The sequence below is a fragment of the Streptosporangium pseudovulgare genome (assembly GCF_014648055.1).
Taxonomy (GTDB): domain Bacteria; phylum Actinomycetota; class Actinomycetes; order Streptosporangiales; family Streptosporangiaceae; genus Streptosporangium; species Streptosporangium pseudovulgare.
Map to the genome: position 1 here is coordinate 76,219 of NZ_BMQJ01000013.1, position 23,039 is coordinate 99,257.

Consider the following 23,039-nt stretch of genomic DNA (forward strand, 5'->3'; position numbering starts at 1 on the left):
CCCGAAGCGCCCGTCAGGGCGCCCGATACAACGCGGGCCCCGGCCTCATCCCGAGGCCGGGGCCCGCTTCCCGAAAGGCCGTCAGGCCTGCCGGGGAATCTGTTCGGTGATCGTGAAGGTCACCCCTCCACCCTCGTCGACGTCGGCGTCGAGGGATTTGTCGTCGAGCAGGTCCGCCGCCTTGGGATCCAGGAAGATGTGCGCTCCGTCCGTCTCGACTACCTTGTCCTCGGACTGCGGCCCTTCGACGATCGACAGCAGCAGCGAGTCCGTGCCGTCGCTCTGCGAGGAGATGCGGACCCCGGTGTCCTCCGAGCCCCCCACCTGCGAGCTGAGATTCCGGATCACCTGCGCGGCAGTGTCGGTCATTGTGAGCATTGTTACTCCTTGTCCGAATTAAGGCTGGATTCTCCGCCCTTGCCCGCTTCCGGCGGAGCCGACACCTGAGCGAGGGGATTTCCCTCCGGCGCCGTCCGCACCCGCCCCCAGGCGCCCGGCGCCCCCACGATGAACGCCGGAAGAGGACGCCGGCGTCTGGACCGAGGGAGCCCGTGAGGGGGCGCCGGTGTCTGGACTGAGGAGCGGAGGAGCGGAGCGACGGAGTGACGAGGGAAGGCACCGGACCAAGAGCCCCCGAGCCGCGACGCGCAGCGTCGCCATGAACACAGCGCGCAGGCAAAGAACGGCAGACCGGCTCATGGCCTTAGGCGCATCATGGCCGCGGTATCGACCGAGGTGAGTGACCCGGGAGACACACATCCGACCGGCGGGCCGACCTCCGACCGGCCGGATGCGCGGAACCGGCCGTCACCCATTCCTCATTCGGTACGACCACCGGTCCTTTCGGAGCGCTCCACGATGCCTTACGCGACCACCCGCGACGACACGCAGATCTTCTTCTACGACTGGGGCGGCGGCCCGCCCGTCGTCTTCATCCACGGCTGGCCGCTGAACGCCGATGCCTGGCAGGACCAGCTGAAGCTGGTCAAGGACAACGGGTTCCGGGTGATCGCGCACGACCGGCGCGGCCACGGCCGCTCCAGCCATCCCGCGGGCGGCTACGACTTCGACACCTTCGCCGACGACCTCAGAGACCTCATCGAAAGCCTGGACCTGCACGACGTCACCCTTGTGGGGCACTCCATGGGCGGTGGGGAACTGGCCCGCTACATCGGCCGGCACGGCACGTCCCGGCTTCGCAAGGCCGTGCTCCTGTCCGCGGTCCCACCGCTCATGCTCAGGACCGACGGCAATCCCGAGGGAACGCCGCAGGAGGTGTTCGACGGTCTGAAGAGCGGCATCCTCGCCGAGCGCTCGCAGTTCTGGAAGGACACCGCCGAGGTCTTCTTCGGTGCCAACCGGCCGGGCAGCAAGGTGACGCAGGGCAACAAGGACGCCTTCTGGCTGATGGCCATGGCCCAGAACATCGAAGCCGGGGTGGCCTGCGTGGACGCCTTCTCGGCCACCGACTTCACCGAGGACCTCGGGAAGTTCGACATCCCCACGCTGATCGTCCACGGTGACGACGACCAGGTCGTGCCGATCGCGGCGGCCGGGGAGAAGTCATCCAGGATCATTCCGGACAACGTTTACAGGGTGTATCAGGGCGGCTCGCACGGCATCGCGATGGTGCCGGGCCAGAAGGAGCGGTTCAACGCCGACCTGCTCGAGTTCCTGCGCGCCTGAACGGCGGGATCCGTTCCGGGCCGGACACGCCGCCGATCCGCCCGGCCCCCGGCCCCGGCTCCGGGCGTGCTGGCCCGCTCAGCCGCCGGTGCGGAGGCGTTCGAGGTGCTCGGCCGTCCTGCGCGCGGTGATCAGCACGGGGTCCCACACCGGGGCGAACGGGGGAGCGTAGGCCAGGTCCAGGCCGGTCATCTCCTCCACGGTCATCCCGTGCCATACGGCCAGCGCCAGGGTGTCGATCCGCTTGGCCGCGCCCTCCTGCCCGACGATCTGGGCACCCAGCAGCCGGCCGGTCCGGCGGTCGGCGATCATCTTCGTCCGCATCTCCCGCGCACCGGGGTAGTAGTGGGCGCGCGTGGTGGAGGCCACGGTCTCGGTGACGAACTCGAACCCCGCCGCGGCGGCCTCGGCCTCGTTCAGGCCGGTGCGGGCCACCTCGTACTCGCAGATCTTGGACACCGCGGTCCCCACCACCCCGGGGAAGCTCGCGTACCCGCCCCCGATGTTGATGCCGACCGCGCGGCCCTGCTTGTTGGCGTGGGTGCCCAGCGCGATCGCCACCGGCCGGCGGGAGACCAGGTGGAAGGTCTCGACGCAGTCGCCGGCCGCCCACACGCCCTCGACCGGGGTGCGCATTCGCCGGTCGGTCCGGATCCCGGAGGTCTCGCCCACCGGGATGCCCGCGGCCTCGGCCAGCGCGGTGTTCGGGCGGGCCCCGAGGCCCAGCACGACCAGGTCGGCCCGTACGCTCCGGTCCCCGACGCACACCGCGTCCACCCGGCCGCCGGAGGCGGAGAAGCCCGTCACGCCCTCGCCGAGGAGCACCTCGACCCCCAGCCGGCGCAGGGCGTCGGCGATCAGGGCGCCCATGTCGGGGTCGAGCGTGCCCATCGGCTGCTCACCGGCCTCGACGAGCGTCACCGAAAGGCCCCGGCGGACCAGGGCCTCGGCCATCTCCAGGCCGATGTAGCCGCCGCCGACCACCGTGGCGGCGCGCGGGCGCTCCGCCCCGTCAGCCTCGACGGCCCGCAGCAGCGCGGCGCCGTCGTCCAGCGTCTGCACGCCGTACACGCCGGCGGCGTCGGCGCCTGGCAGGCCGGGGCGGTTGGGCAGGGCGCCGGTGGCGACGACGAGCTGGTCGAACGGCTCCCAGTAGTCGCGGCCCTCCTCGTGGTCGCGCACGGCCACCGCCCGGCGGTCCAGGTCGATCTCGGTGACCTCGCTGCGCAGGCGCAGGTCGATGGCCTGCTCGTCACGGAAGGCCTCGGGCCGCCGGACGATGAGGTCCTCGACGCCGCCCACTTCGCCGCCCACGAGGTAGGGGATGCCGCAGGCGGAGTAGGAGGCGTGGAAGCCCTTCTCCAGCGCCACGATCCGCAGGTCGTCAGGGCCGCGCCGGTCCCGCGCCTGGGAGGCCGCGCTCATCCCCGCGGCGTCGCCGCCGATCACCACCAGCCGTTCCGCCATGATCCCGCCCGTCTCGCAAGCCGTCAGTGTGTGCCGCTGGGAAAGGAGTTCCTCCGCCCGCCCGTCCCAAACGGCATCGGGGTCCGGAGCCGGCCGCGCACGCCCGGCTCCGGGCGGCCGTCCCGTACGGTGGCCGCCCGCCCTTCCGCCTGGAGGGGAACGCGTCCTCCGCGCGGGGGACGGTGTTCGGTACGCTCTGCCGAGCTGACGGTGGATAACGGATGGTTCGGGGGATTTCAGGATGGGCGCGGTGGAGATCGTCCTGTTGCTGGCGGCCGCGGCCGGGGCGGGGTGGATCGACGCCGTGGTCGGCGGGGGAGGGCTGCTGCAGCTGCCCGCGCTGCTCGTCGCCGGCGTCTCTCCGGTCCAGGCGCTGGCCACGAACAAGCTCGCCGCCGTCTTCGGCACCTCGTCGGCGGCGGTCGCCTACGCCCGCACCACGAAGATCGACCGCCGGGTGGTGGTGCCCGCCGGGCTGGCCGCGGTCGTGTTCGCCGGTCTCGGCGCGGCGTCGGCGGCGTCGATCTCCAAGGACGCGCTCACCCCGCTGGTGATGGCGGCTCTGCTGTGCGTGGCGCTGTTCGTCACCCTCCGCCCGGCGTTCGGCGCCCATCCCCACCCGCACCTGCGCACCCGGGCCAGGGTGCTGGCCGCGACCGCGGTCACCGGCGTGGCGATCGCCTTCTACGACGGCATCCTCGGGCCCGGTACCGGGACCTTCCTGATCATCGCCTTCACCACGATCCTCGGTATGGACTTCGTGCACGGCTCGGCGCACTCGAAGATCATCAACTCCTGCACCAACGTCGGGGCTCTGATCGTCTTCGCCTCCCAGGGGCACGTGCTGTGGTCGCTGGGGCTGGGGATGGCCGTCTGCAACATCGCCGGGGCCCAGGTCGGGGCGCGGATGGCGCTGCGCCGCGGCTCGGGGTTCGTGCGGGCCGTACTGCTGTGCGTGGTGTGCGCGATGGTGGCGAAACTCGGCTACGAGCAGTTCTTCGCCTGATGTCCTGATCTACATCGTAAAGCCGGTTGGTCGGCTGAAACCCGCGGTCACGACGAAAAGCCCGGCCTCACCTGGGCGGGCGAGGCCGGGAAAAGCGCGGTCACGCCGATGACGAGGTCCCGGCACGGGAAGCCGGAGAACGCGCGGAAGCGCTTCCGTCCTCATCCGGAGGCGATGCCGGGGCCGGCTCGCTCCCGGTGACGGCCGATGCCGAACGTCGTCCGCCCGCGAGACGCCACAGCGAGGTGACCTCCGCGGCCCGGGCGGCGTGGAGGGGATCGGCGGCGTCCCTCGCTCGTGGGTGCCGCGGCCTGGTGTCGATCCTGTCCACCACGTGCAGGCCCGCCGCCTCGATGCCGGCCAGCAGTTCGCCGCGTGTCCTGAGCCCGAGGCGCTCGGCCAGGTCCGACAGGATGAGCCATCCCTCACCTCCCGGTTCGAGATGCGCGGTGAGCGCGGCCAGGAAGCCGCGGAGCATGCTGCCGCCCGGGTCGTAGACGCCTTGCTCCACGGCGGAGGTGGGCCGGGCCGGAATCCAGGGCGGGTTGCAGACGACGAGGTCCGCGCGCCCCTCGGGGAAGAGGCCGGGGCCCACGACGTCGATGCGCCCGGTGAGGCGTAGCCGGCGGACGTTGTCTCGTGCGCAGGCCAGAGCACGCGGGCTGATGTCCGTGGCCACGACGTGGTCGACTCCCCGGCGGGCCAGGACGGCCGCGAGCACTCCCGTTCCCGTGCCGAGGTCGAACGCGGTGCGGCGGCCCGCGCGAGGATCCGCCGGCGGGGGGAGCGGCGCCTGCGCGACGAGGTCGACGTACTCGCCCCTGACGGGGGAGAACACGCCGTAGTGCGGGTGGATGCGAGCGCTGAGGGCCGGCACCTCCACGCCCTTCGTGCGCCACTGATGCGCTCCGATCACGCCCAGCAGTTCGGTGAGTGAGACAGCCATCGGCCCGGACGGCGGACCGTACGCTTCGATGCAGGCTCGGCGCACATCGGGGGCTCTGCGCAGGTTCAGGCGGTGGTCGTCCTCCAGCAGGACGAGGAGGCGGCCCAGCACGCGGGCACGGTGGCCGCGGGCACGGCGGTGCAGGTGGAAGGACTCCGCCGGGCTGTCACCTCGCCGGGGAGGTTTCCGGTCGATGCGGCGGCGCATCGCCTGCAGCAGCCGTCGTGCTTCGTGGAAGTCACCCCGCCACAGCAGACCGGTGTCTTCGCAGGCCAGACGGTAGGCGGTGTCGGCTTTCATCCGGTCGTCGGCGCCGATGATCCGGCGGGGAGGCGGGGTCGCGCTCTCGGAATGCCAGTGGGCGGAACGGGGGGCGTTCGTCTCGGTCCAGCGGATCGTGGACACCACGTACTCCTCGTGATCGAACGTGCAGGGGCACGAAGAGCACTTCGACGAGGAGCGGGAGAAACGGCCCGTGCCGGCGCACGGGCGGGTGTCAGGGCAGGTGGGGCTACCGCTCCCGCGTCGAAGCGCGAGCGGGGAAGTCGCCGAGAACCATGCCGAGTGTCACGATCAGCCCTTTCGGAGAGATGACATAAGAGGTTCGCACAGACCTTTCCCCGCGGGCAAACCGGTCCGTGGGGCGGGGAGGGTCCGGCTCCCCGCCCGTCGCGGCCCGTCGCTCCTCGGCGGAGTCCTCGTCGCGCGGCGGCCACGAGCCCCGGGCGGTGGGATCTCCCCCGGGTGGGCGGGGAACCGGCCGAAAGTACGGCCGCGCGCGGTGCGGATCGTGCTTTCGGCCCATGCCGGCGGCGGGCCGGACCCGCACGATGGGCCCATGCCGTACGAAGATCTTCCCCCCAGCCCTGGAAGCCCGCTCAGCCCCCGAAACCCGCCCGGTCCTGGAAGCCCGCCCGGTCCTGGAAGCCCGCCCGGTCCTGGAAGCCCGCCCGGTCCCGGAAACCCGCTCAGCCCCGGAAACCCGCGTCCCGGGCGGGTCTCGTCGCGAACGCCGGACCCCGGCGACCGCCCGGCCGGGTCCGGCCGGGTGCGGATCGCCGCGCTCGACGTCGTGCGCGGGTTCGCGCTGTGCGGGATCCTGCTGGCCAACGTCAAACCGATAGCCCACGTCGGGGACGCCCTCACACCCGCCGTGCCCGTCCCGGAGGGGGACGCGGCCGTGTGGCCGGGGCTGTTCGTCGACCAGCGTTTCTTCCCCATCTTCTCCCTGCTGTTCGGTGTGGGGTTCTCGCTGCTGCTGGAGTCGGCGACGGCCCGCGCCGCCCGGCCGCGGCTGGTCCTGGCGCGCCGCCTCCTGGCGCTGCTCGCGATCGGCCTGGTGCACTTCCTGCTGCTGTGGAAGGGGGACGTCCTGACCATCTACGCCGTCGTCGGCCTGCTGGTGCTGCTGCCCTCGACCTGGCTGCCGCGGTGGGCCGTGGCGTGCCTGGCGGCCGTGCTCCTCGCGGTGTCGCTGCTGGCCACCGGGGGCTGGAACACGCTGGTCCCGGGCCTGTTCCTGCTGGGCTCGGCGCTGACCCGGTACGGGGTGATCGACGGGGTCGAGCGGTCCGCGCGGGGGCCGGCCGTGCTGGGCCTGGTCCTGGCGGTGGGGGCGGCGCCCGCGCTGTGGTGGCAGAGCGGGCTGGACCCGTACGACCCCGGCTTCGGCCTGGCGATGTCCACCGCCGGGCTGCTGGTCGCCGGGGTGTACGTCTGCGTTCTGCTGGTGCTGATGCGGACGCCGCTCCGTCCGGCGCTGGGGGCGGTCTTCGCGCCGCTGGGCCGGATGGCGCTGACGAACTACCTGACCGCCACGGTCCTCGTGCTGGTCGCCGCCCGCGTCCTCGGGGGAGTGCCGGACCGCTGGTCGGAGGCGACGGTGGTGACGATCGCCGGCGTCATCCTCGCCGTGCAGTGGCTGTGGTCCGTGCTGTGGCTGCGGCGGTACCGCCAGGGGCCGGTCGAGTGGCTCTGGCGCTGGGTCACCTGGGCCGGCCGCCCGCCCCTGCGCCGCGCCACCTGACCGCCGTCCTCCTCATCGTCCGCCTCGCCTTCACGCCCTCGCGGCGCGGCGCGGCGCGCGCCGCGCCGCGCCGCGTTCCGGAGAGCGTCGTCACCGGTCATCGGGGGCTTCTCGCCTCCGGATCGTGGGCCAGGACCGCCCGGCCACCGTCGACCGGGACGGTGGTGCCGGTGATGAAGCCGGCTTCCGGTGACAGCAGGTAGGCGACGGCGGCGGCGACCTCGTCCACCTCGGCGACGCGGCCCAGCGGATGCACGGCGGCCATCTGTTCCTCGGCGCGGGCCGCGGCCTCCGGCCCCTGGGACGCCAGGAAGCCGGTGTAGCGCTCGGTGCGCACCGACCCGGGCGCCACCGCGTTCACGCGGATGCCGCATGGGCCGTACTCGACCGCCAGCGCCCGGGTCATCCCCTCGATGGCCGCCTTGGCGGTCGCGTACGGCAGCGAGCCCGGGACCGCCTGGCGCGCCTGGTGGGAGGAGACGTTGACGATCGCGCCGGGCGTCGCGGCGGCGAGGAAACGGCGGATCGCGGTGGCGCAGCCGGTCACGGCGGCATTCAGGTTCGCCATGATCAGGTCCAGGATCTGCCGGGTGGTGGCCGAGTGCACCGAGGCGTCCCGGAAGACGGCGGCGTTGTTGACCCAGCCCGCCAGCGGCGCCGCGGCCTCCGCGGCGTCGGCGGCCCGTTGCGCGACGCGCTCGTCGGCGGCGTCGCCCGCCAGGCCGATCAGCCGCTCGCGGAGTGGATGTGCCCCCGTCCATGCCAGGGCCACGGGGTCCTGCTCGATCGCCACGACCGTGCCGCCGGTGGTGGCCAGCCGCTCGGTCACCGCACGGCCGATTCCCCGGCCCGCGCCCGTCACCACATACGAGCGGTTCATGTCCCTCCTTGGTCGGCGTTTCTCCACCTCGCGGACCGCCCTTCCCAGGGAACGAGATTCTCCTTCTCATGTCAAGTGCTTCTATGAAAGCACTTCCAGGATAGGATCCCCTGAGGATCGGACGTCAGGAGGACGACATGAGCGGCCAGGCCACCATCTACGACGTGGCTGCTCGGGCGGGCGTCAGCATCTCGACGGTGTCCCGGGTCCTCAACTCGCCCGGCAGCGTGAGTGAGCGGACCCGCCGCAAGGTGCTGGCCACCGTGGACGAGCTCGGCTTCACTCCCAAACCGGACGCCGTCGCCAGGGCGCGCCGCGGCGTCGGCCGCATCGGCGTGATCGCGCCCTACACCTCCTACCCGTCCGTGGCCCGCCGTCTCAGAGGCGTCCTGCGCGCCGCCGGTGACGGGCCGCTGGAAGTCGTCCTGTTCGACCAGGAGTCAGCCGTCGAAAGCACCTCTCCGCTGCTGTCGAGCCTGCCCGTCACCGGTCGGCTGGACGGCCTCATCGTGGTCAGCCTTCCCCTGGACGGCACCGTGGCCGACCGGCTCACCGCCCTGCGGCTGCCCGCCGTTCTGATCGACGTGCGCCATCCCGGTTTCGACTCGGTCTTCACCGACGACGACGCCGGTGGCCGCCTGGCCGCCGGGCATCTGCTCGGCCGCGGCCACCGCCGGTTCGGCTTTCTCGGTGAGGCCCGGCGATCCGACCGCTACGTCTCGCCGTCGTGGCTCAGGCTCGGCGGATACCGCGCCGCGCTCGCCGAAGCCGGTCGCGATCTCGGCGACGGTGCTGTGCGCCTGGTCCGCCATCGGGCCGGGGAGGCCGTGGCCGCGGCCCGGGAGCTGCTGTCCCGCGAGGATCACCCGACGGCGGTGTTCGCCTCCGACGACGTCCTCGCCGCCGCCGTCCTGCGGGCGGCCCGCGATCTCGGCCTGGATGTGCCCGGGGACGTCGCCGTGGTCGGCTTCGACGACGGCGAGGTGGCCGAGATCCTGGGCCTCACCACCGTCCGCCAGCCACTGGAGGAGTCCGGCCACGCCGCCATGGAACGTCTCATCCAGCAACTGGGCCACCGCACCGCGGCCCGGGAGACGGCTCTCGGGCTGGAGTTGGTCGTCCGCGCGACGACATGACCTTCGCGGGGAACGCCGCCTCGCCGCCTCAGGTGCCCGCGGACGGCGTCTCTGTGGCCGGTCCGGTGTTCAGGCCGAGGTGTGCGTACGGTCGGCCAGGACGCGGGCGAGGACGATGGTGACGAGGCCGGCCAGGACGACCGACAGCAGGCCGGCGCGCAGGCTGAGGAGGTCGGCGACGGCTCCGACGAGCAGCGGGGACAGCAGGAATCCGCCACGCAGAAGCCAGCTGACGATGGTCAGGCCGGTGCCCGGCGGCAGGCCGGGCAGCTCGTCGGCGGTGTGCATGGCGGCCGGGACGAGGGTGGCGAAGCCGAGCCCGGCGAGGGTGAAGCCGGCCAGCGCGGCCGGGATGGACGGTACGGCCAGCGCCGCGCCCATGCCGGCGGCGGCCAGGACGCCTCCCGCGCGGGCCACCGCGCGTTGCCCGAAGCGGTCCACCACGCGGTCGCCGGACAGGCGGCCGATGGTCATGGCGGTCTGGAAGACCACGACGGCCAGGCCGGCGGTGGCGGCGTCGGCGTGCAGACCGGTGAGGAAGAGGGCGCCCCAGGACGCACCGGCGTCCTCGACCAGCGCACCGCACGCGGCCAGCACGCCGAGTACGGCGAGCATCCGCACCGCCGGGCCGGTGAACGAGCGCCGGCCCGCGCGCCGGGCGGGCGGGGCGGCCGCGTGGTCGTCGGCCGGGGCCGGATCCCGGGCTTCGGCGGAGCGCTCGGCGTCTTCCGGGCCCGGCAGCAGGAAGCGGTAGGCGACGACGGCCACGAGGCTGAACAGGGTCGCGGAGATGCCGAGATGGATCGTCAGGGGCAGGCGGAGGCCGGCGGCGGCCGAGCCCATCAGGCCGCCCAGGACGGCGCCGATGCTCCATACGCCGTGCAGCGAGTTGAGGATGGAACGCCGGTAGAGCCGTTGCACGCGCAGGCCGTGGGCGTTCTGCGCGACGTCCACGATCGCGTCGAGTGCGCCCACGACGAACAGCGCGCCGCCGAAGGCGACCCAGGTCGGCACGAACGGGATGGCCAGGGTCGCGAGGGCGGTGATGACGATGCCGAAGGCCGCCACGCGGGCGGAGCCGAAGCGGCGGATCGCGGCACCGGCGAGCAGCCCGGCCAGCAGTGCGCCGATCGAGTAGCCGGCCACCGCGGTGCCGAAGACGGCGTTGCTGACGCCGAGGTCGGCCTTGATCTGCGGGTAGCGCGGGACGATGTTGAAGAAGACGGCGCCGTTGGTGAGGAACAGCGCCGCGACGGCGGCGCGGGCCAGGAACACCCGGCGGGTGGGCGCGGCGGAAGGGACGGCAGGGGGCATCGGGTTTCCGATCACGGTGAAACAGGTGCGTGCGGGGGAGCGGGGAGGGGTCAGCGCAGGAAGCGGTGGACGGCGTGGCGGATCTGTTCGGGCGTCATCGGGTCGGTGGACAGGGCGCTGTGCAGCACGAGACCTTCGATGAGCGCGTCCAGTTCGCGGGCGGTGGTGGCGTCGAAGTGGCGCTCCAGGGCATGGCGGCTGCGCGTCATCCAGGCCTGGGTGACGGCGCGCAGGGTCGGGTTGCGCGCCGCGGCGACGTACAACTCCACGGAGAGGACGAGATCGTGCCGCGAACCGAGCAGGTCGTCGGCCACCAGCGCGATGACGGCTTCGATCGCCGCCTCTCGGTCGGGCGCGGCGCTGAGCCGTTCGTCGAAGACGCGGGCCACCGACTCGGCGTGCCGGGTGAACGCCTCGGCGAGCACCTCTTCCAGCGAGGTGAAGTGGTAGGTCATCGAGCCCAGCGGCACATCGGCGACACGGGCGATCTCCCGGTGCGTCGTGGCGGCCACGCCGCGTTCGGCGATCACGGTCAGTGCGGCGTCGATCAGCCGGTCCCGCCGGCCCGGGTCGTGCCGGCGGGACCGCCTCGCGGCGGGTGGCCGCGGTGGGGTGGCGTCGCTCATGCCGGGTCCGGTCCGATGGCGCGGACCACCCGAGCCGGATCGCCCGTGGTCACGACGTCCGCCCGCGGGTCGCGGGCTGAGGTCGCGTTGAACGCCCCCGTGGGGTCCGCCGTGCGCGTCAGGTGCGTGGCCGGTCCCGGGTCGTCGGGGAGGCGCCGGTCACCGGTGAGCATCCGGTCACGCATCGAACGGTCATCCGCCTCGGGCATCATATGTACGAGTGTACACATCGTGCACCGGCATGTGTGCGCGTCGCGGCTGATCCCGGCCCCCCTTCCGCCCGATGCCGAAGGACTCCTCGGCTCACCTGGGACGTTTGCCGTGCGGGGTGGAACTCGATGAGATCGGCGGCCGCCGTCACGGCGGGGAACCGGATCGGCTTCTCGCGGCTGAGCTCCGGTTCTCAGCGACCGGCGTCGGCGATGGCCGCTGAGACGCCGGCGCCGTGGGCACGATGGTTCCGATTCACTTAAATGATCTACTTTGTAAAGGAAGGTGTCCGGAGAAAAACGGCGCTGAGAGCAACAAAGCCAGCAAGCAACGCGGGAACGGCCAGCGCGAGAGGAAGGCCGATGACCTCGGCGAGCCCGCCGATCAGGATGGGGCCGGCCAGGAAGCCCGCGTATCCCAGGCTGGCCACCCGGGCGAGGGCCTGGCCGGCGCGGGCCGGGTCGCGGCGGCCGGCGGCGGAGAACACCTGGGGGATGATGCACGACAGGCCCGCGCCGAAACAGGCGAATCCGAGGACCGCGATGACCTGGTTGCCGGCCAGCAGGCCGGCGCCGAGTCCGGTCGCGGCGAGCGCGCCGCAGCCGCGTACCAGCGCCACCGCGCCGAACCGGGCCGTCAGCCGGTCTCCGGCGAGGCGGCCGGCGGTCATCATGACGGAGAAGGCGGCGTAGGCGGCCGCGGCGAATCCCGCCGAGCTGCCGAGGCTGTCGCGGAGGTAGACGGAGCTCCAGTCGGCGGCGGCGCCCTCTCCGATCATGCAGCAGATGGCGAGCACGCCCAGGGCGAGCACGCTGTGGGCGGTGCCTTTCGCGGAGGTGGCGCTCTCGCCGCTTTCCGGGGTGGCCTCTGTGGCGGTCGCCGGGGTGGTTTCCGCGGCGGCCGCGGTGGTGGCGGTGGTCTCCGGGGTGGTCCGCGCGGCGGGGCCGGCGGTTCCGGGGAGCTCGGCGGGTGCGGGCCCGGCGGGGTGTCCGGAAGGCGCGGCGGAGCGGGGGAGGGCCCAGCGGGCGGCCCACAGTGCCATGAGGGTGAGGACGGCGGCGGTGGCGGTGAAGGTGGCGGCGGGGGTGAGCCCGGCCTGGGCGAGCAGGCCGCCGGCGGTGGCGCCGAGGAAGCCGCCGATGCTGAACGCCGCGTGGAAGGACGACATGAGGGGGCGGTTCGCGGCTTGCTCGACCTCGACGGCGTTGGCGTTCATGGCCACGTCGAGGGTGCCGTGGACCAGGCCGAAGGCGAACAGTGTCGCGGCGAGCGCGGTGAGGCCGGGGGCGTGGGCGGGCAGGATGAGGACGACGCCCTGGGCGAAGGCCATGGGGATCATGACGGTGGCGCTGCCGTGGCGGTCGATCAGGCGGCCCACCACCTGCATGCCGGTGATGGCCCCTGCCGCGATGCCGAGGAGCCCGAGGCTGAGGCGGCCGTCGCTGAGGTCGAGTCCTTCCTTGATGGAGGGGATGCGTGCCGTCCAGGTGCCGATGGCGATGCCCGCCAGCGTGAAGAGCAGGTAGACCGCGATCCGGGCGCGGGTGAGGACCGTCCTGTTGGGGGTGGTGACGTGCATGGGTGCTCCGGTCAGACGGTGCGGACGGTGACGCCGGCGGCGGTGAGGGCGTCGTGTTCGCCCGGGGGGATGGCGGTGTCGGTGATGACGATGTCGAGGCGGTCGAGCGGGCAGACGGCGCCGAAGGCGGTGCGGGTGAACTTGCCGGAGTCGGTGGCGACGATGACGCGTCGGGTGGAGTCGATGGCGGCTCGTTTGACGGCGACGTCGGACAGGTCGTGGGCGGTCAGGCCGTGTTCGGCGGACAGGCCGCAGCAGCCGATGATCGCGGTGTCGAAGCGCAGGGATCGGATGGAGGTCTCGGTGAGGGGGCCGGAGAAGTTGAGTTCGCCGGGGCGTACCTCGCCGCCGGGGAGGACGAGGCGGATGCGGGGTGCGGTGGCGAGTTCGTCGGCGGACTGCAGGGAGAGGGGCAGGACGGTCAGGCGGCGGTCGCGGATCGCGCGGGCGACTTCCAGGGTGGTGGTGCCGCCGTCGAGCAGGACGGCCTCGCCGTCGGCGAGCAGGGTGGCGACTTCGGCGGCGATGCGGCGTTTGATGTCGGTCGCCTCGCGTTCGCGTACGCCGAAGGGGGGTTCCTCTCCGCGGAGCAGGAGGCTGATGGCGCCGCCGCGGACGCGTCTGACGACTCCTTGCTGGGCGAGTTCGTCCAGGTCGCGGCGGATGGTCATTTCCGAGACCGCGTGGGCGACGGCCAGTTCCGCCACCGAGACGCTGTCCTTGGCGCGCAACTCGGACATGATGGCGCGCAGACGATCTGAACTCTCCACGAGTTCATTTGAACATGCGGTGTGTTCGATTGGCAAGCCGACGGGGTGGGCCCGGCCGTCCGGTGAGCCGGGGAGGGCGGGTTCTGGAAGCGCTCCTCTCCTGGCGTCCCCTCTCCTGGCGCCCCCGTTCCCGGGGAACCGCCCGATCCTCGTCCGGCTCGGGCTCGGCTGCTCGCCGCCGGTCGTACACCCCGGGAACGCCGGTGGCCGCCGGACCGGGCCGGTCAGGCCGTTTCGGCGCTGAGGGTCTGTGCGACGGGCACGCGGGCCGCCAGCCGTGCGGGCAGGGCGGTGAGCGCGGCCGTCGCCAGGACGGTCGCGAGCGCGGCGGCGAGCAGCCGGGAGGAGGGGGGCTCCACGGCGTTGGGGGCGGCGAGGAGCGAGAGCAGGCCGGCGCCCAGGGGGGTGCCGATGGCGGCGCCGAGCAGTGCGGGCAGGAGTTGGGCGAGGGACAGTCCCGCGGTGATCTGTCCCGGGGTGGCGCCGAGCGTGCGGGCGATGGCCATGTTCGCCCGGGCCTCCATGGCGGTGGTCCAGGTGAAGGTGAGGGTGTTGACGACGGCGAGTGCGATGAGCAGGGCGGTGACGGCGAGCATCAGTCCGCGGTCGTGTTCGCCGCGCAGGTTGGGCAGGACGGAGGAGCCGTCCAGTCCGTAGCCTCTCTCCGGCTGGGCGTGGAGGGTCAGCAGGGCGACGATCGCGGTCACCGTGGTGGCGGTGGAGCATGCCTGCAGTACGGCGCGGCCCGGCCGGCGGGCGGTGAGCCGCAGCCCGAGCAGCAGCGGTGTGGGCAGCAGCGCGGACAGCGCGGTGAGCCGGGGGCGGTGGCGGGGCTGGTGCGCGGTGGTGGTCAGCGCCGTGACGGTCGCGGTGCGCATGGCCCGCAGCGTGGGACGCAGGGTGGACAGCACCGCCACCGCCACGGCGAGGACGGTCGCCGCGGCGACGGTGGGGCCGGTCAGCCCGGCGGCGCCGATCCGGCTGGCGGTGGGGCTGGCGGCGGCGGGCACCGTCAGGCGGGCGATCACCAGTCCCAGCGCGTCGCCGATCAGCGCCAGCGCCAGGTACTCGGTGAGCAGGACGGTGGCGATCAGGCCCGGGGTGGCGCCGACGGCCTTGAGCAGTCCGGCCCGGCGTGTCTGCTCGACGGCGCGTCCCGCGGCCAGCGCGGCCACTCCGGTGACGGCCAGGAATCCGAGCAGCCAGCTGCCGATGACCAGGATCGGCTGGGTGTTCCTGAGGATGACCATGTCCTGCTCGGCCGTGGACTGCCAGGAGCGGAGGTTCATCCTGAGGGTGGAGGCGCGGTGGGCGTCGATGAAGGCCCCGGTGGCGTCGGGGTCGCGCAGCTTGAGGTCCAGGGCCGTGGTCACCGGGAGGTCCCGGGACGACGCCAGTGCGCGGGCGTCCGCTCGGGTCATCCAGGCCAGGCCGGTGTAGTCGCTGGGGCCGCCGTACGGGCCGATCTGTGCCGCCCAGGGGTAGATGGAGGTGGCGGCGGTGACGGCGATCCCGACGACGGGGTAGGAACGGCCGGCGATGGTGACGTGGTCGCCGACGCCGGCGCCCAGGGCGGTGGCGAAGCCGCGTTCGAGGACGGTGCCGCCGGGGCGTACCCAGTGGCCTGAGGTCACCAGGGGCCGGTTGAGCGCGCCGGGTGTCTCGGCGAAGCCGTGCACCACCACGGGGGAGGAGGTGGAGTCGCGCGTGGTGAGGTCGGCGTAGACGATGCGGTAGGGGCCGTGGTGGGCGGTCACCTCGGGATCGTCGGCCAGCGAGGCCAGGGCCGAGGTCGCGGCGGGGCCCGTCTCGCCGGAGAGCGCCACCAGGTCCGGTCCGGCGGTGGCCGCGCGGGTCTGCTCGTACAGCGCGTCGTTCACGCCGCGCAGGGACAGGCCCAGGGTCATCGTGGCGGTGGCCACGGTCACGGCGAGCAGGAGCATCGCGGCCTGGATCTTGTGCCGGCGCATGTCGGCCAGTGCCAGGCGCACGACGAGCACGGTGGGGCCCATGACGTTCAGCCTTCCAGTCCGATAAGGCCGCCGAGCCGCCCGGCGCCGGTGCCGGCCAGGCGGGTGTCGTCGACGAACATCCCGTCGCGCATCGAGACCAGTCGGTCGGCGGTGGCCGCGACCCGTTCGTCGTGTGTGACGATGATGAGGGTCTGCCCGGCGGCGCGCAGGTCCTCGAAGATTCTCAGCATGTCGAGGCTCGCCGTGGTGTCGAGGTTGCCGGTGGGTTCGTCGGCCAGGACGACCAGGGGGTCGTTGGCGAGGGCGCGGGCGACGGCGACCCGCTGGCGCTGCCCGCCGGACAGTTGCGACGGCAGGTGCCGGGCGCGCGCGGCGAGCCCGACCCGTTCCAGCAGCAGGTTCGCGCGCCGCCTGGCCTGGCGGCGTGAACGGCCGGCCAGCAGTGCGGGCAGCTCCACGTTCTCGGCCGCCGACAGCTCCTCCACCAGATGGAAGGCCTGGAAGACGAACCCCACCGACCGGCGCCGCATGCGTGCCAGGGCCCGCTCGCTCAGGGTGTCGATGCGCCGCCCGGCCACCCACACCTCTCCGCCGGTGGGCCGTTCCAGGCCGCCGAGCAGGTGCAGCAGGGTGGATTTCCCGCAGCCGCTGGGCCCCATCACGGCCAGCGTCTGTCCGCGGGGCACTTCCAGGTCGACCTCGTCCACCGCGCGGACCCGGCTCTGCCCCCGGCCGTGCGTCTTCACCAGGCCGCGGACCCGGACCGCGGCATCTGACACGTTCATGCGTCCTCGATTTCGTCGTTGCGCCTGGACCAGGCCCGTTCGCAGGCGTCCAGCCAGCGCAGGTCCGCCTGCAGCCGCAGCATGACCCCTTCCAGCAGCAGGGCGGCGCCCGATCCCGCAGGCTCGGCCAGTGCCGCCTGCTGCGCCTCGCGCAGGCGGCGCAGCAGCTCGCGGCGCTGGGCCGCGACGAGTTCGACCGGGTCGGCGAGCCGGGCCGCGGCGGCGGCGGCGAGCTTGAGGTGGAACTCCGCCAGGTCCGGTTTCGGCCAGCCGACCTCGGCCAGCCAGGCGGTCACCCGTTGCTGTCCGGCGGGCGTCAGCGCGTAGACCTTGCGTTCCGGCTTCTCGGGCAGGCCGTCGGCCCGTTCGCAGAGCACGAGCCCGGCTTTTTCCAGCCGGGCCAGGGTCACGTAGATCTGACCGGGGTTCATCGACTCGCCCAGCGGGCCGAGGCTCTGCCGCAGCCGGGCGCGCAGGTGGTACCCGTGTGCCGGTTCTTTGGCGAGCATCGCCAGCACCGCGTCCTGCATTCCACCCCCTAACGGTTAGCCAATAGATAGCGGTTAGCCGTACGAGGTGTCAAAGCGCCGCGATGGTCCCGGTCTCCAGTGAGGGTCGCGTGTCACGTTATGCTTCGCGTATATACCCTCGGTATATAGTGATCGTCATGACAGTCCCCTTGACCCTGCTGGGCCTCCTGGACCGTGAGCCCAGCTACGGATACGACCTGAAGCGCGACTACGACACCTACTTCGGCAAGGGCAAGCCGCTTCCCTTCGGGCAGGTCTATTCGACGCTCGGCCGTCTGGCCAGGGACGGCAAGGTCGCGGCCGGCCCGAGCGAGCCCGGCGACGGGCCCGACCGCAAGCGCTACGCCATCACCCCGCTGGGCAGGCAGGAGGTGGAGGCGTGGCTGGCCGAGCCGGCGGCGGCCGAGCCGTTCCTGCAGACGGTGCTGTTCACGAAGGTCGTGCTGGCGCTGATGCTGGGCCGCGACGCGCAGCGCTTCCTCGACGTCCAGCGCGCCACGCACATGCGGCGCATGCGTGAGCTGTCGGAGATCAAACGCGACGGCGCCCTCGTGGACGCCCTGCTGGCCGACCACGCCCTGTTCCATCTGGAGGCCGACCTGCGCTGGATCGACGTGACCACGGCCCGGCTGGGCGCGCTGGCGGAGACGGTGCGCCGCGCATGACCATCGACGCGCTTCCCATGGCGGGCCCGCTGCTGGAGGCCCGTTCCGTCGAGCGCTCCTACGGCCGGACGCCGGCGTTGCGTGAGGCGAGCCTGTCGGTGACGGCGGGAGAGGTCCTGGCGATCATGGGTCCGAGCGGCTCCGGCAAGTCCACGCTGCTGCACTGCCTGGCCGGCATCTTCACCCCCGACGCGGGTGAGGTCTGGTTCGACGGGCGGCGGCTGGACACCCTGGGCGACGCCCGGCGGTCGGAGTTGCGCCGTACCGCGTTCGGCTTCGTCTTCCAGTTCGGCCAGCTGGTGCCGGAGCTCACGGCGGCCGACAACGTCGCCCTGCCGCTGCTGCTCGGCAGGACCGGGCGCAGGCAGGCCTACCGGCGGGCGGGCGACTGGCTGCGGCGGCTGGAGCTGGAGGACCTGGCCGGGCGGCGCACCGGCGAGCTGTCCGGCGGGCAGGCGCAGCGGGTGGCCGTCGCCAGGGCGCTGGTGACGGGACCCAAGGTGATCTTCGCGGACGAGCCGACCGGCGCGCTCGACTCGCTCACCGGTGAGAAGGTCATGGAGCTGCTCGTCGGCCTGGCCCGTCAGGAGGGCACGACGGTGATCGTGGTGACCCACGACGCCCGCGTCGCCGCCTGCGCCGACCGGGAGGTCATGGTGCGCGACGGCAGGGTCACCGACCCCTACGCCGGCGAGGTCCTCCGATGACGCTGTGGCTGGGTCTGCGGCTGTCGCTGCGCGGCGGCCGGGAGGCGGTCGTCCGGCTGGTGCTCGTCGCCGCCGCCGTCGCGGCGGGGGTGACGGTGCTGCTGTCGACGGTGGCGCTGTTCAACGCCTTCCGGACCACCGCGGACCGGCCGTGCTGGGAGTGCACGACCGGCTCCGCGCCGGCGGGCTGGGCGCTGGGCGCCACCCCCGGCGCGGTGCTGTGGAACCACCGCCTCGACTCCTACGCCGGCCGCCCGATCAAGCGGCTCGACGTCGCCGTCCTCGACGCACGGACGCCCGCCCCGGGCGTTCCCGGTCTCTCCGCGCTGCCCGGGGCGGGGCGCCACTACGTCTCGCCCGCGCTCGCCGAGCTGATGGACGCCGTGCCGCGTGAGCAGCTCGCCGACCGCTTCCCCGGCGCGCGCGCCGGCCTCATCGGGCGGGCGGCGCTGTCCGGCCCCGACGACCTGGTCGTCGTCGTCGGCCAGAGTCCCGACGCGCTGGCCGGCATGGCGGGCACGGTGGCCGTGGACGCCGTCGCCGTCGCCCCGGCCGCGGACGACACCACGGCCCTGTACGAGCACGGCTTCGGCATCGCCGCCATCGGCCTGATCGTCCCGCTGATCGTCCTCATCGGCACCGCCACGCGCCTGGCCGCCGCCCGCCGCGAGGCGCGCTTCGCCGCGATCAGGCTGGCGGGCGCCACCGCGCGGCAGGTCAACGTGATCGCCTCGGTGGACGCGGCGCTCGGCGCGTTGCTGGGCGCGCTCGCCGGCATCGCGGTCTTCCAGGCGGTGCGGCCCGCGCTGGCCGGCGTCTCCGTCACCGGCTCGCGTTTCTTTCCCGACGTGGTCGCGCCCACCCCGCCGCAGTACGCCGCCGTGGTCGTGGGCGTGCCGCTCGCCGCGGCGGGTGCCGCCCTGTGGTCGCTGCGCCGGGTACGGATCACCCCGCTCGGCGCCGCGCGCAAGGTGCGGGCCTCCGCCCCGGGGTGGTGGCGGGTTCTGCCGCTGCTGGCGGGGCTGGGGTTGTTCGCCGGCCCGGTGTTCGCGGGCGGCGGCAGGGAGCCGGACGCACTGCTCCTCGACGTCGGCCTGGTGCTGATCATGGTCGGTCTCATGGTGGCCGGGCCGTGGCTGACGATGCTGGTCGCGCGGCTGGCCGCCCGCCTGACCCGTGGCGCGGCGACGCTGCTGGCCGCGCAGCGGCTGGCGGCCGACCCGAAGGGGGCCTTCCGGTCGGTGAACGGGATCGTGCTGGCGGTCTTCATCGGCACGGCCGTCGCCGGCATCGTCCCCGCCGTCGTCTCGGGGCAGGCGGCGGCGGGCGGCGGCACGCTGGGCGAGGTCCTGCGGACGTCGTTCGGGTACGCCGACGCCGCCCCGGGCCGGCCGCTGCCGCCCGGCACGGCGGACGAACTGCTCGCCGAGCTCCGCTCCCGCCCCGGTGTCACCGTGCTGCCGATCTACCGCAGGGTCGGGCAGCCGGCCCCGCCCGACGGGCCCCCGCCGTGCGACCCGGGCCCCGGCTGCCGGCCCGACTTCATGCTCGGGCACGTGGTCGCGTGCGACGCCCTGACCGCCTTCCCGGCGCTCGGCCGCTGCGCCCCGGGCGCCCGCGCGGTGACGGCCGACTTCAACCGTCTGCTGACCAGCGACAACATGCTCTCCGTCGACCGCAACCTGCCGATCGTGGACCCCTCCAGCCCGGCCGCCGACCAAGCCGCCGGCCAGGCCGCCCCGGCTCGCCTGTCCCTGGCGGCGGTGCTGGTCCGCGCGGACGACCCGGCCGTCCGCGAGCGGATCCGCACGCTGCTCACCCCGTACGTCGCCGGCTCCGGCAGCGCCGAGACGCCGCTGACGTTCGCCGAGGTCGCCCAGGCCCGCGCGGTGCTGCTGGACCAGGTGGAACGCGTGGCGCTGGCCATCGTCGCGCTGACCCTGCTGGTGGCGGGCTGCGGCCTGCTGGTGGCGGTCGTCGGAGGCGTGGTGGAGCGCAGGCAGCCGTTCACGCTGCTGCGGTTGTGCGGCACGCCGACCCGGACCCTGTCGAAGGTGGTGCTGCTGGAGACGGCCGCTCCCGTGGTGCTGGCCGCCCTGGTGGCGGCGGGCGCGGGCCTCGGTGTGGCCGAACCGCTGATCGACCAGCTGAGGATCAAGAGTGCGCCGGCGGCGCTGCCCGGCCCCGCCTACTTCCTGACCGTCGGCGGCGGGCTGCTGGCCGCGCTGCTGGTGATCCTCGCCGGCCTGCCGCTGCTCAGGCGCGTGACCGCGCCCGAGGGCGCCCGTTTCGAATAGGACCATTGATGATCATGAAGTACGTCCGGCGGGTGGCCGCGCCGCTCACCGCCGCGCTGGCCGCCTCGCTCCTCGTGGCGGCGCCCGCGCCGGCGAGCGCCGCCGGGGGCCGCTACAGCGCCGACATCAGGCGCACCGAGTACGGCATCCCGCACATCTCGGCGAAAGACCACGGCGGCCTCGGCTACGGCTACGGTTACGCCTTCGCGCAGGACAACCTGTGCGTCATGGCCTCGTGGGTGCTGACCCTGCGCGGTGAGCGGTCGCGCCATTTCGGCGCCGAGGCGATGTCGGACGACGCCGTGGACCCGGTCTCCAACCTGGCCAGCGACGTGTACTACAAGAGCGTCCAGGCGTCGGGCGTGCTGCGCCGGGTGCTCGCCCGCCCCGCGCCGCACGGCCCCGGCGCCGAACTGCGCGCGCTCGTGGACGGCTACGTCGCCGGGTTCAACCGCTACCTGAGCGACACCGGTGTGGACAGGCTGCCCGACCCGGCCTGCCGGGGCAAGGAGTGGGTCGGCCCCATCACCGCCACCGACGTGTGGACGAACCTCCTCGACCTCGGCCGCCTGGGAAGCGGCTCATCGTTCAAGGAGGCCATCGCCGCCTCCGGGCAGGCGGGTGAGGGGGGCGGCAAGGAGCCGGAGAAACCGGAGAAGAAGGTCCCGGCGAAGACGGCGGCCCCTCCCGGCAGCAACGCCTTCGCCATCGGGCGCGAGGCCACCCGCGACGGCCACGGCATGCTGCTGGCCGACCCTCACTTCCCGTGGAACGGCAGCCGCCGCTTCTACCAGGTCCACCTGACCATCCCGGGTGTGCTCGACGTGTCGGGCGGCAGCCTGTACGGCACGCCCGTGGTGCAGATCGGCCACAACGCCACCCTGGCCTGGACGCACACCGTCTCCCACGCCCAGCGGTTCACCCTGTACCGGCTCAAGCTGGTGCCGGGCCAGCGCACCACGTACCTGGTGGACGGCCGGCCCGAGCCGATGGGCCGGCAGGAGGTGACGGTCACCGTCCGGGACGCCGGTGGCGCGATCAACCCCGTCACCACCACCCTCTACACCTCCCGGTACGGCCCGGTGCTGGCCATGGACTGGACGGAGAAGACGGCGGTCGCCCTGGCCGACGCCAACGTCGCCAACCTGCGCTTCGCCGACGAGTGGCTGGCCATGGGCGCGGCCCGCGACGTGGCCGCGCTGCGCCGCGCCCAGGACACCTACCAGGGCATGCCCTTCGTCTACACGCTCGCCACGGACGCCGGCGGCACGGCGTACTTCGCCGACGCCTCGGTCGTCCCGCACGTCACCGACGAGCAGGCGAAACGCTGCCATGTCGGCGACGACCCCGAGCCGCTCATCCTGGACGGCTCCACGTCGGCCTGCCTGTGGGGCAGGGACGCCGACGCGATCGAGCCGGGCGTCTTCGGCCCCGCCGCCCAGCCCCGGCTGAGCCGCGCCGACTACGTGACCAACGCCAACGCCGGCCCCTGGCTGACCAACCCGAAGGCGCCGCTCACCGGCTACCCCCGCGTCTACGGCGACACCCGCACCGAACGGGACCTGCGCACCCGGGTCGGCCTCGACATGGTCGCCCGGCGGCTGTCCGGTGGCGACGGGCTCGGCGCCCCCGGCTTCACGCTCGACACCCTCCAGCGGACCGCCACCGGCAAGCGCAACCTGAGCGCCGAACTGCTCCGTGCGGACCTGCGCGCGCTGTGCCGGGCCAAGCCGGTCATGACCGCGAGCGGCGGCGAGAAGGTCGACGTGCGGCGGGCCTGCGCCACACTGGCGGCCTGGGACGGACGGGCCCGCCTCGGCAGCCGCGGCGCGATCCTGTGGCGCGAGTTCTTCATGAACCTGAACGGCCCGCACAGACGACCGGACGGCGAGGTCGTCCCGCCGGAGAGCTGGTGGAAGGTGCCGTTCGACCCCGAGCAGCCGCTCACCACGCCGCGCGGGCTCGACATCGCCAACCCGGCGGTGCAGAGCTCGCTGGCCGACGCCGTGCGGTTCTTCACCGCCAATGAGCTGCCGCTGACGCTCACGCCGGGGCAGGCCCAGCGCTACGGCGGCGTCCCGGTGCCGGGCTGCACCGAGGGAGAGGGCTGCTTCGACCGGATCCGCACCGGCGGCCCGCTCAGCGAGGCGGGCCGCTATCCGGACGTCAACACCGGTTCCAGCTTCATGATGGCTGTGGAGCTGACCCCGGCCGGGCCGCGCACCCGCACCGTGCTGACGTACTCGCTGTCGGCCGGCGCGGCCTCGCCGCACCACGCCGACCAGACCGAGCTGTTCTCCCGCGGCGGGTGGGTGACGGAGCGGTTCACCGAGGCCGAGATCAGGGCGTACCCGCACCTGACGACGACGTCGCTGCGGTGACCGGCGCGCCCGCCGGACGGTCTCCCCGGGGAGCCGTCCGGCGGGCGCGGGCGGT

At 73.4% G+C, this 23,039-nt stretch carries 20 protein-coding genes; 8 read left to right on the forward strand and 12 right to left on the reverse strand.

Annotated features, from left to right (window positions below; genetic code table 11):
* Nucleotides 1-81: 81 nt before the first annotated feature.
* Entirely contained in the window at nt 82-369 is a 288-nt protein-coding gene (locus IEZ10_RS24440) for a Fe-S cluster assembly protein HesB (RefSeq protein ID WP_229811598.1), read from the reverse strand.
* A gap of 489 nt (nt 370-858) precedes the next feature.
* Between IEZ10_RS24440 and IEZ10_RS24445 the strand changes: the two genes are divergently transcribed.
* Entirely contained in the window at nt 859-1,686 is an 828-nt protein-coding gene (locus IEZ10_RS24445) for an alpha/beta fold hydrolase (RefSeq protein ID WP_189248860.1), read from the forward strand.
* A 78-nt stretch (nt 1,687-1,764) separates the two neighbouring features.
* Here IEZ10_RS24445 and IEZ10_RS24450 read toward each other — a convergent pair whose 3' ends face one another.
* On the reverse strand, nt 1,765-3,153 hold the full coding sequence (locus IEZ10_RS24450) for an FAD-dependent oxidoreductase (RefSeq protein WP_189248861.1): 1,389 nt from the start codon (nt 3,151-3,153) through the stop codon (nt 1,765-1,767).
* 241 nt (nt 3,154-3,394) lie between these two features.
* On the opposite strand from IEZ10_RS24450, the gene IEZ10_RS24455 reads away from it, so the two are divergent.
* The gene (locus tag IEZ10_RS24455) at nt 3,395-4,159 is read left to right on the forward strand and encodes a TSUP family transporter (RefSeq protein WP_189248862.1); all 765 of its coding nucleotides are present in this window, start codon (nt 3,395-3,397) and stop codon (nt 4,157-4,159) included.
* Nucleotides 4,160-4,259: 100 nt separating this feature from the next.
* Here the strand turns inward: IEZ10_RS24455 and IEZ10_RS24460 are convergent, their stop codons facing one another.
* On the reverse strand, nt 4,260-5,510 hold the full coding sequence (locus IEZ10_RS24460) for a methyltransferase (protein ID WP_189248863.1): 1,251 nt from the start codon (nt 5,508-5,510) through the stop codon (nt 4,260-4,262).
* Nucleotides 5,511-6,153: 643 nt separating this feature from the next.
* On the opposite strand from IEZ10_RS24460, the gene IEZ10_RS24465 reads away from it, so the two are divergent.
* Nucleotides 6,154-7,131 (forward strand): DUF418 domain-containing protein, encoded by a 978-nt coding sequence (locus tag IEZ10_RS24465; RefSeq protein ID WP_229811599.1) that lies wholly within the window; start codon nt 6,154-6,156, stop codon nt 7,129-7,131.
* Nucleotides 7,132-7,228: 97 nt separating this feature from the next.
* Here IEZ10_RS24465 and IEZ10_RS24470 read toward each other — a convergent pair whose 3' ends face one another.
* Nucleotides 7,229-8,011: an SDR family NAD(P)-dependent oxidoreductase gene (locus IEZ10_RS24470; RefSeq protein WP_189248864.1), complete on the reverse strand. Its 783-nt coding sequence runs from the start codon at nt 8,009-8,011 to the stop codon at nt 7,229-7,231.
* Nucleotides 8,012-8,148: 137 nt separating this feature from the next.
* On the opposite strand from IEZ10_RS24470, the gene IEZ10_RS24475 reads away from it, so the two are divergent.
* On the forward strand, nt 8,149-9,147 hold the full coding sequence (locus tag IEZ10_RS24475) for a LacI family DNA-binding transcriptional regulator (protein ID WP_189248865.1): 999 nt from the start codon (nt 8,149-8,151) through the stop codon (nt 9,145-9,147).
* Nucleotides 9,148-9,216: 69 nt separating this feature from the next.
* Here IEZ10_RS24475 and IEZ10_RS24480 read toward each other — a convergent pair whose 3' ends face one another.
* The 8 genes from IEZ10_RS24480 to IEZ10_RS24515 form a co-directional block, all read right to left on the reverse strand.
* Nucleotides 9,217-10,461 carry an MFS transporter gene (locus tag IEZ10_RS24480; protein WP_189248866.1) on the reverse strand — a complete coding sequence of 415 codons (1,245 nt, stop codon included), beginning with the start codon at nt 10,459-10,461 and terminating at the stop codon, nt 9,217-9,219.
* A gap of 50 nt (nt 10,462-10,511) precedes the next feature.
* Nucleotides 10,512-11,087, reverse strand: a complete 576-nt coding sequence (locus tag IEZ10_RS24485; protein ID WP_189248867.1) for a TetR/AcrR family transcriptional regulator — start codon at nt 11,085-11,087, stop codon at nt 10,512-10,514.
* Nucleotides 11,084-11,299 (reverse strand): hypothetical protein, encoded by a 216-nt coding sequence (locus tag IEZ10_RS24490; protein ID WP_189248868.1) that lies wholly within the window; start codon nt 11,297-11,299, stop codon nt 11,084-11,086. Before IEZ10_RS24490 ends, IEZ10_RS24485 begins: the two co-directional genes overlap by 4 nt.
* Before the next feature lie 266 nt (nt 11,300-11,565).
* Nucleotides 11,566-12,876, reverse strand: a complete 1,311-nt coding sequence (locus IEZ10_RS24495; RefSeq protein WP_189248869.1) for an MFS transporter — start codon at nt 12,874-12,876, stop codon at nt 11,566-11,568.
* A gap of 11 nt (nt 12,877-12,887) precedes the next feature.
* A complete protein-coding gene (locus IEZ10_RS24500; RefSeq protein WP_229811600.1) occupies nt 12,888-13,646 on the reverse strand; it encodes a DeoR/GlpR family DNA-binding transcription regulator in 759 nt (252 codons plus the stop codon).
* 224 nt (nt 13,647-13,870) lie between these two features.
* Entirely contained in the window at nt 13,871-15,658 is a 1,788-nt protein-coding gene (locus IEZ10_RS24505; protein WP_189248870.1) for an ABC transporter permease, read from the reverse strand.
* A gap of 5 nt (nt 15,659-15,663) precedes the next feature.
* Entirely contained in the window at nt 15,664-16,404 is a 741-nt protein-coding gene (locus tag IEZ10_RS24510) for an ABC transporter ATP-binding protein (protein ID WP_189248871.1), read from the reverse strand.
* Nucleotides 16,401-16,934 (reverse strand): PadR family transcriptional regulator, encoded by a 534-nt coding sequence (locus tag IEZ10_RS24515; RefSeq protein ID WP_189248872.1) that lies wholly within the window; start codon nt 16,932-16,934, stop codon nt 16,401-16,403. The genes IEZ10_RS24510 and IEZ10_RS24515 overlap by 4 nt, the downstream gene beginning before the upstream one ends.
* 137 nt (nt 16,935-17,071) lie before the next feature.
* Here IEZ10_RS24515 and IEZ10_RS24520 point away from each other — a divergent pair, with 137 nt between their 5' ends.
* From IEZ10_RS24520 to IEZ10_RS24535, 4 genes are read left to right on the forward strand one after another with little or no spacing between them, the layout of a single operon-like run.
* Nucleotides 17,072-17,599 carry a PadR family transcriptional regulator gene (locus IEZ10_RS24520; RefSeq protein WP_189248873.1) on the forward strand — a complete coding sequence of 176 codons (528 nt, stop codon included), beginning with the start codon at nt 17,072-17,074 and terminating at the stop codon, nt 17,597-17,599.
* Nucleotides 17,596-18,306 carry an ABC transporter ATP-binding protein gene (locus IEZ10_RS24525; RefSeq protein WP_229811601.1) on the forward strand — a complete coding sequence of 237 codons (711 nt, stop codon included), beginning with the start codon at nt 17,596-17,598 and terminating at the stop codon, nt 18,304-18,306. The genes IEZ10_RS24520 and IEZ10_RS24525 overlap by 4 nt, the downstream gene beginning before the upstream one ends.
* Nucleotides 18,303-20,603: an FtsX-like permease family protein gene (locus IEZ10_RS24530; RefSeq protein ID WP_189248874.1), complete on the forward strand. Its 2,301-nt coding sequence runs from the start codon at nt 18,303-18,305 to the stop codon at nt 20,601-20,603. Before IEZ10_RS24525 ends, IEZ10_RS24530 begins: the two co-directional genes overlap by 4 nt.
* 8 nt (nt 20,604-20,611) lie before the next feature.
* A complete protein-coding gene (locus IEZ10_RS24535; protein WP_229811602.1) occupies nt 20,612-22,984 on the forward strand; it encodes a penicillin acylase family protein in 2,373 nt (790 codons plus the stop codon).
* Nucleotides 22,985-23,039: the final 55 nt, after the last annotated feature.

What these genes read in the sequence shown, in the direction of transcription:
- IEZ10_RS24495 (WP_189248869.1), bottom strand. Translation starts at nt 12,876, where the DNA reads ATGCACGTCACCACCCCCAACAGGACGGTCCTCACCCGCGCCCGGATC.
- IEZ10_RS24515 (WP_189248872.1), bottom strand. Translation starts at nt 16,934, where the DNA reads ATGCAGGACGCGGTGCTGGCGATGCTCGCCAAAGAACCGGCACACGGG.
- IEZ10_RS24440 (WP_229811598.1), bottom strand. Translation starts at nt 369, where the DNA reads ATGACCGACACTGCCGCGCAGGTGATCCGGAATCTCAGCTCGCAGGTG.
- IEZ10_RS24535 (WP_229811602.1), top strand. Translation starts at nt 20,612, where the DNA reads ATGATCATGAAGTACGTCCGGCGGGTGGCCGCGCCGCTCACCGCCGCG.
- IEZ10_RS24505 (WP_189248870.1), bottom strand. Translation starts at nt 15,658, where the DNA reads ATGGGCCCCACCGTGCTCGTCGTGCGCCTGGCACTGGCCGACATGCGC.
- IEZ10_RS24530 (WP_189248874.1), top strand. Translation starts at nt 18,303, where the DNA reads ATGACGCTGTGGCTGGGTCTGCGGCTGTCGCTGCGCGGCGGCCGGGAG.
- IEZ10_RS24475 (WP_189248865.1), top strand. Translation starts at nt 8,149, where the DNA reads ATGAGCGGCCAGGCCACCATCTACGACGTGGCTGCTCGGGCGGGCGTC.
- IEZ10_RS24480 (WP_189248866.1), bottom strand. Translation starts at nt 10,461, where the DNA reads ATGCCCCCTGCCGTCCCTTCCGCCGCGCCCACCCGCCGGGTGTTCCTG.
- IEZ10_RS24450 (WP_189248861.1), bottom strand. Translation starts at nt 3,153, where the DNA reads ATGGCGGAACGGCTGGTGGTGATCGGCGGCGACGCCGCGGGGATGAGC.
- IEZ10_RS24520 (WP_189248873.1), top strand. Translation starts at nt 17,072, where the DNA reads ATGACAGTCCCCTTGACCCTGCTGGGCCTCCTGGACCGTGAGCCCAGC.
- IEZ10_RS24455 (WP_189248862.1), top strand. Translation starts at nt 3,395, where the DNA reads ATGGGCGCGGTGGAGATCGTCCTGTTGCTGGCGGCCGCGGCCGGGGCG.
- IEZ10_RS24525 (WP_229811601.1), top strand. Translation starts at nt 17,596, where the DNA reads ATGACCATCGACGCGCTTCCCATGGCGGGCCCGCTGCTGGAGGCCCGT.
- IEZ10_RS24485 (WP_189248867.1), bottom strand. Translation starts at nt 11,087, where the DNA reads ATGAGCGACGCCACCCCACCGCGGCCACCCGCCGCGAGGCGGTCCCGC.
- IEZ10_RS24490 (WP_189248868.1), bottom strand. Translation starts at nt 11,299, where the DNA reads ATGATGCCCGAGGCGGATGACCGTTCGATGCGTGACCGGATGCTCACC.
- IEZ10_RS24470 (WP_189248864.1), bottom strand. Translation starts at nt 8,011, where the DNA reads ATGAACCGCTCGTATGTGGTGACGGGCGCGGGCCGGGGAATCGGCCGT.
- IEZ10_RS24445 (WP_189248860.1), top strand. Translation starts at nt 859, where the DNA reads ATGCCTTACGCGACCACCCGCGACGACACGCAGATCTTCTTCTACGAC.
- IEZ10_RS24510 (WP_189248871.1), bottom strand. Translation starts at nt 16,404, where the DNA reads ATGAACGTGTCAGATGCCGCGGTCCGGGTCCGCGGCCTGGTGAAGACG.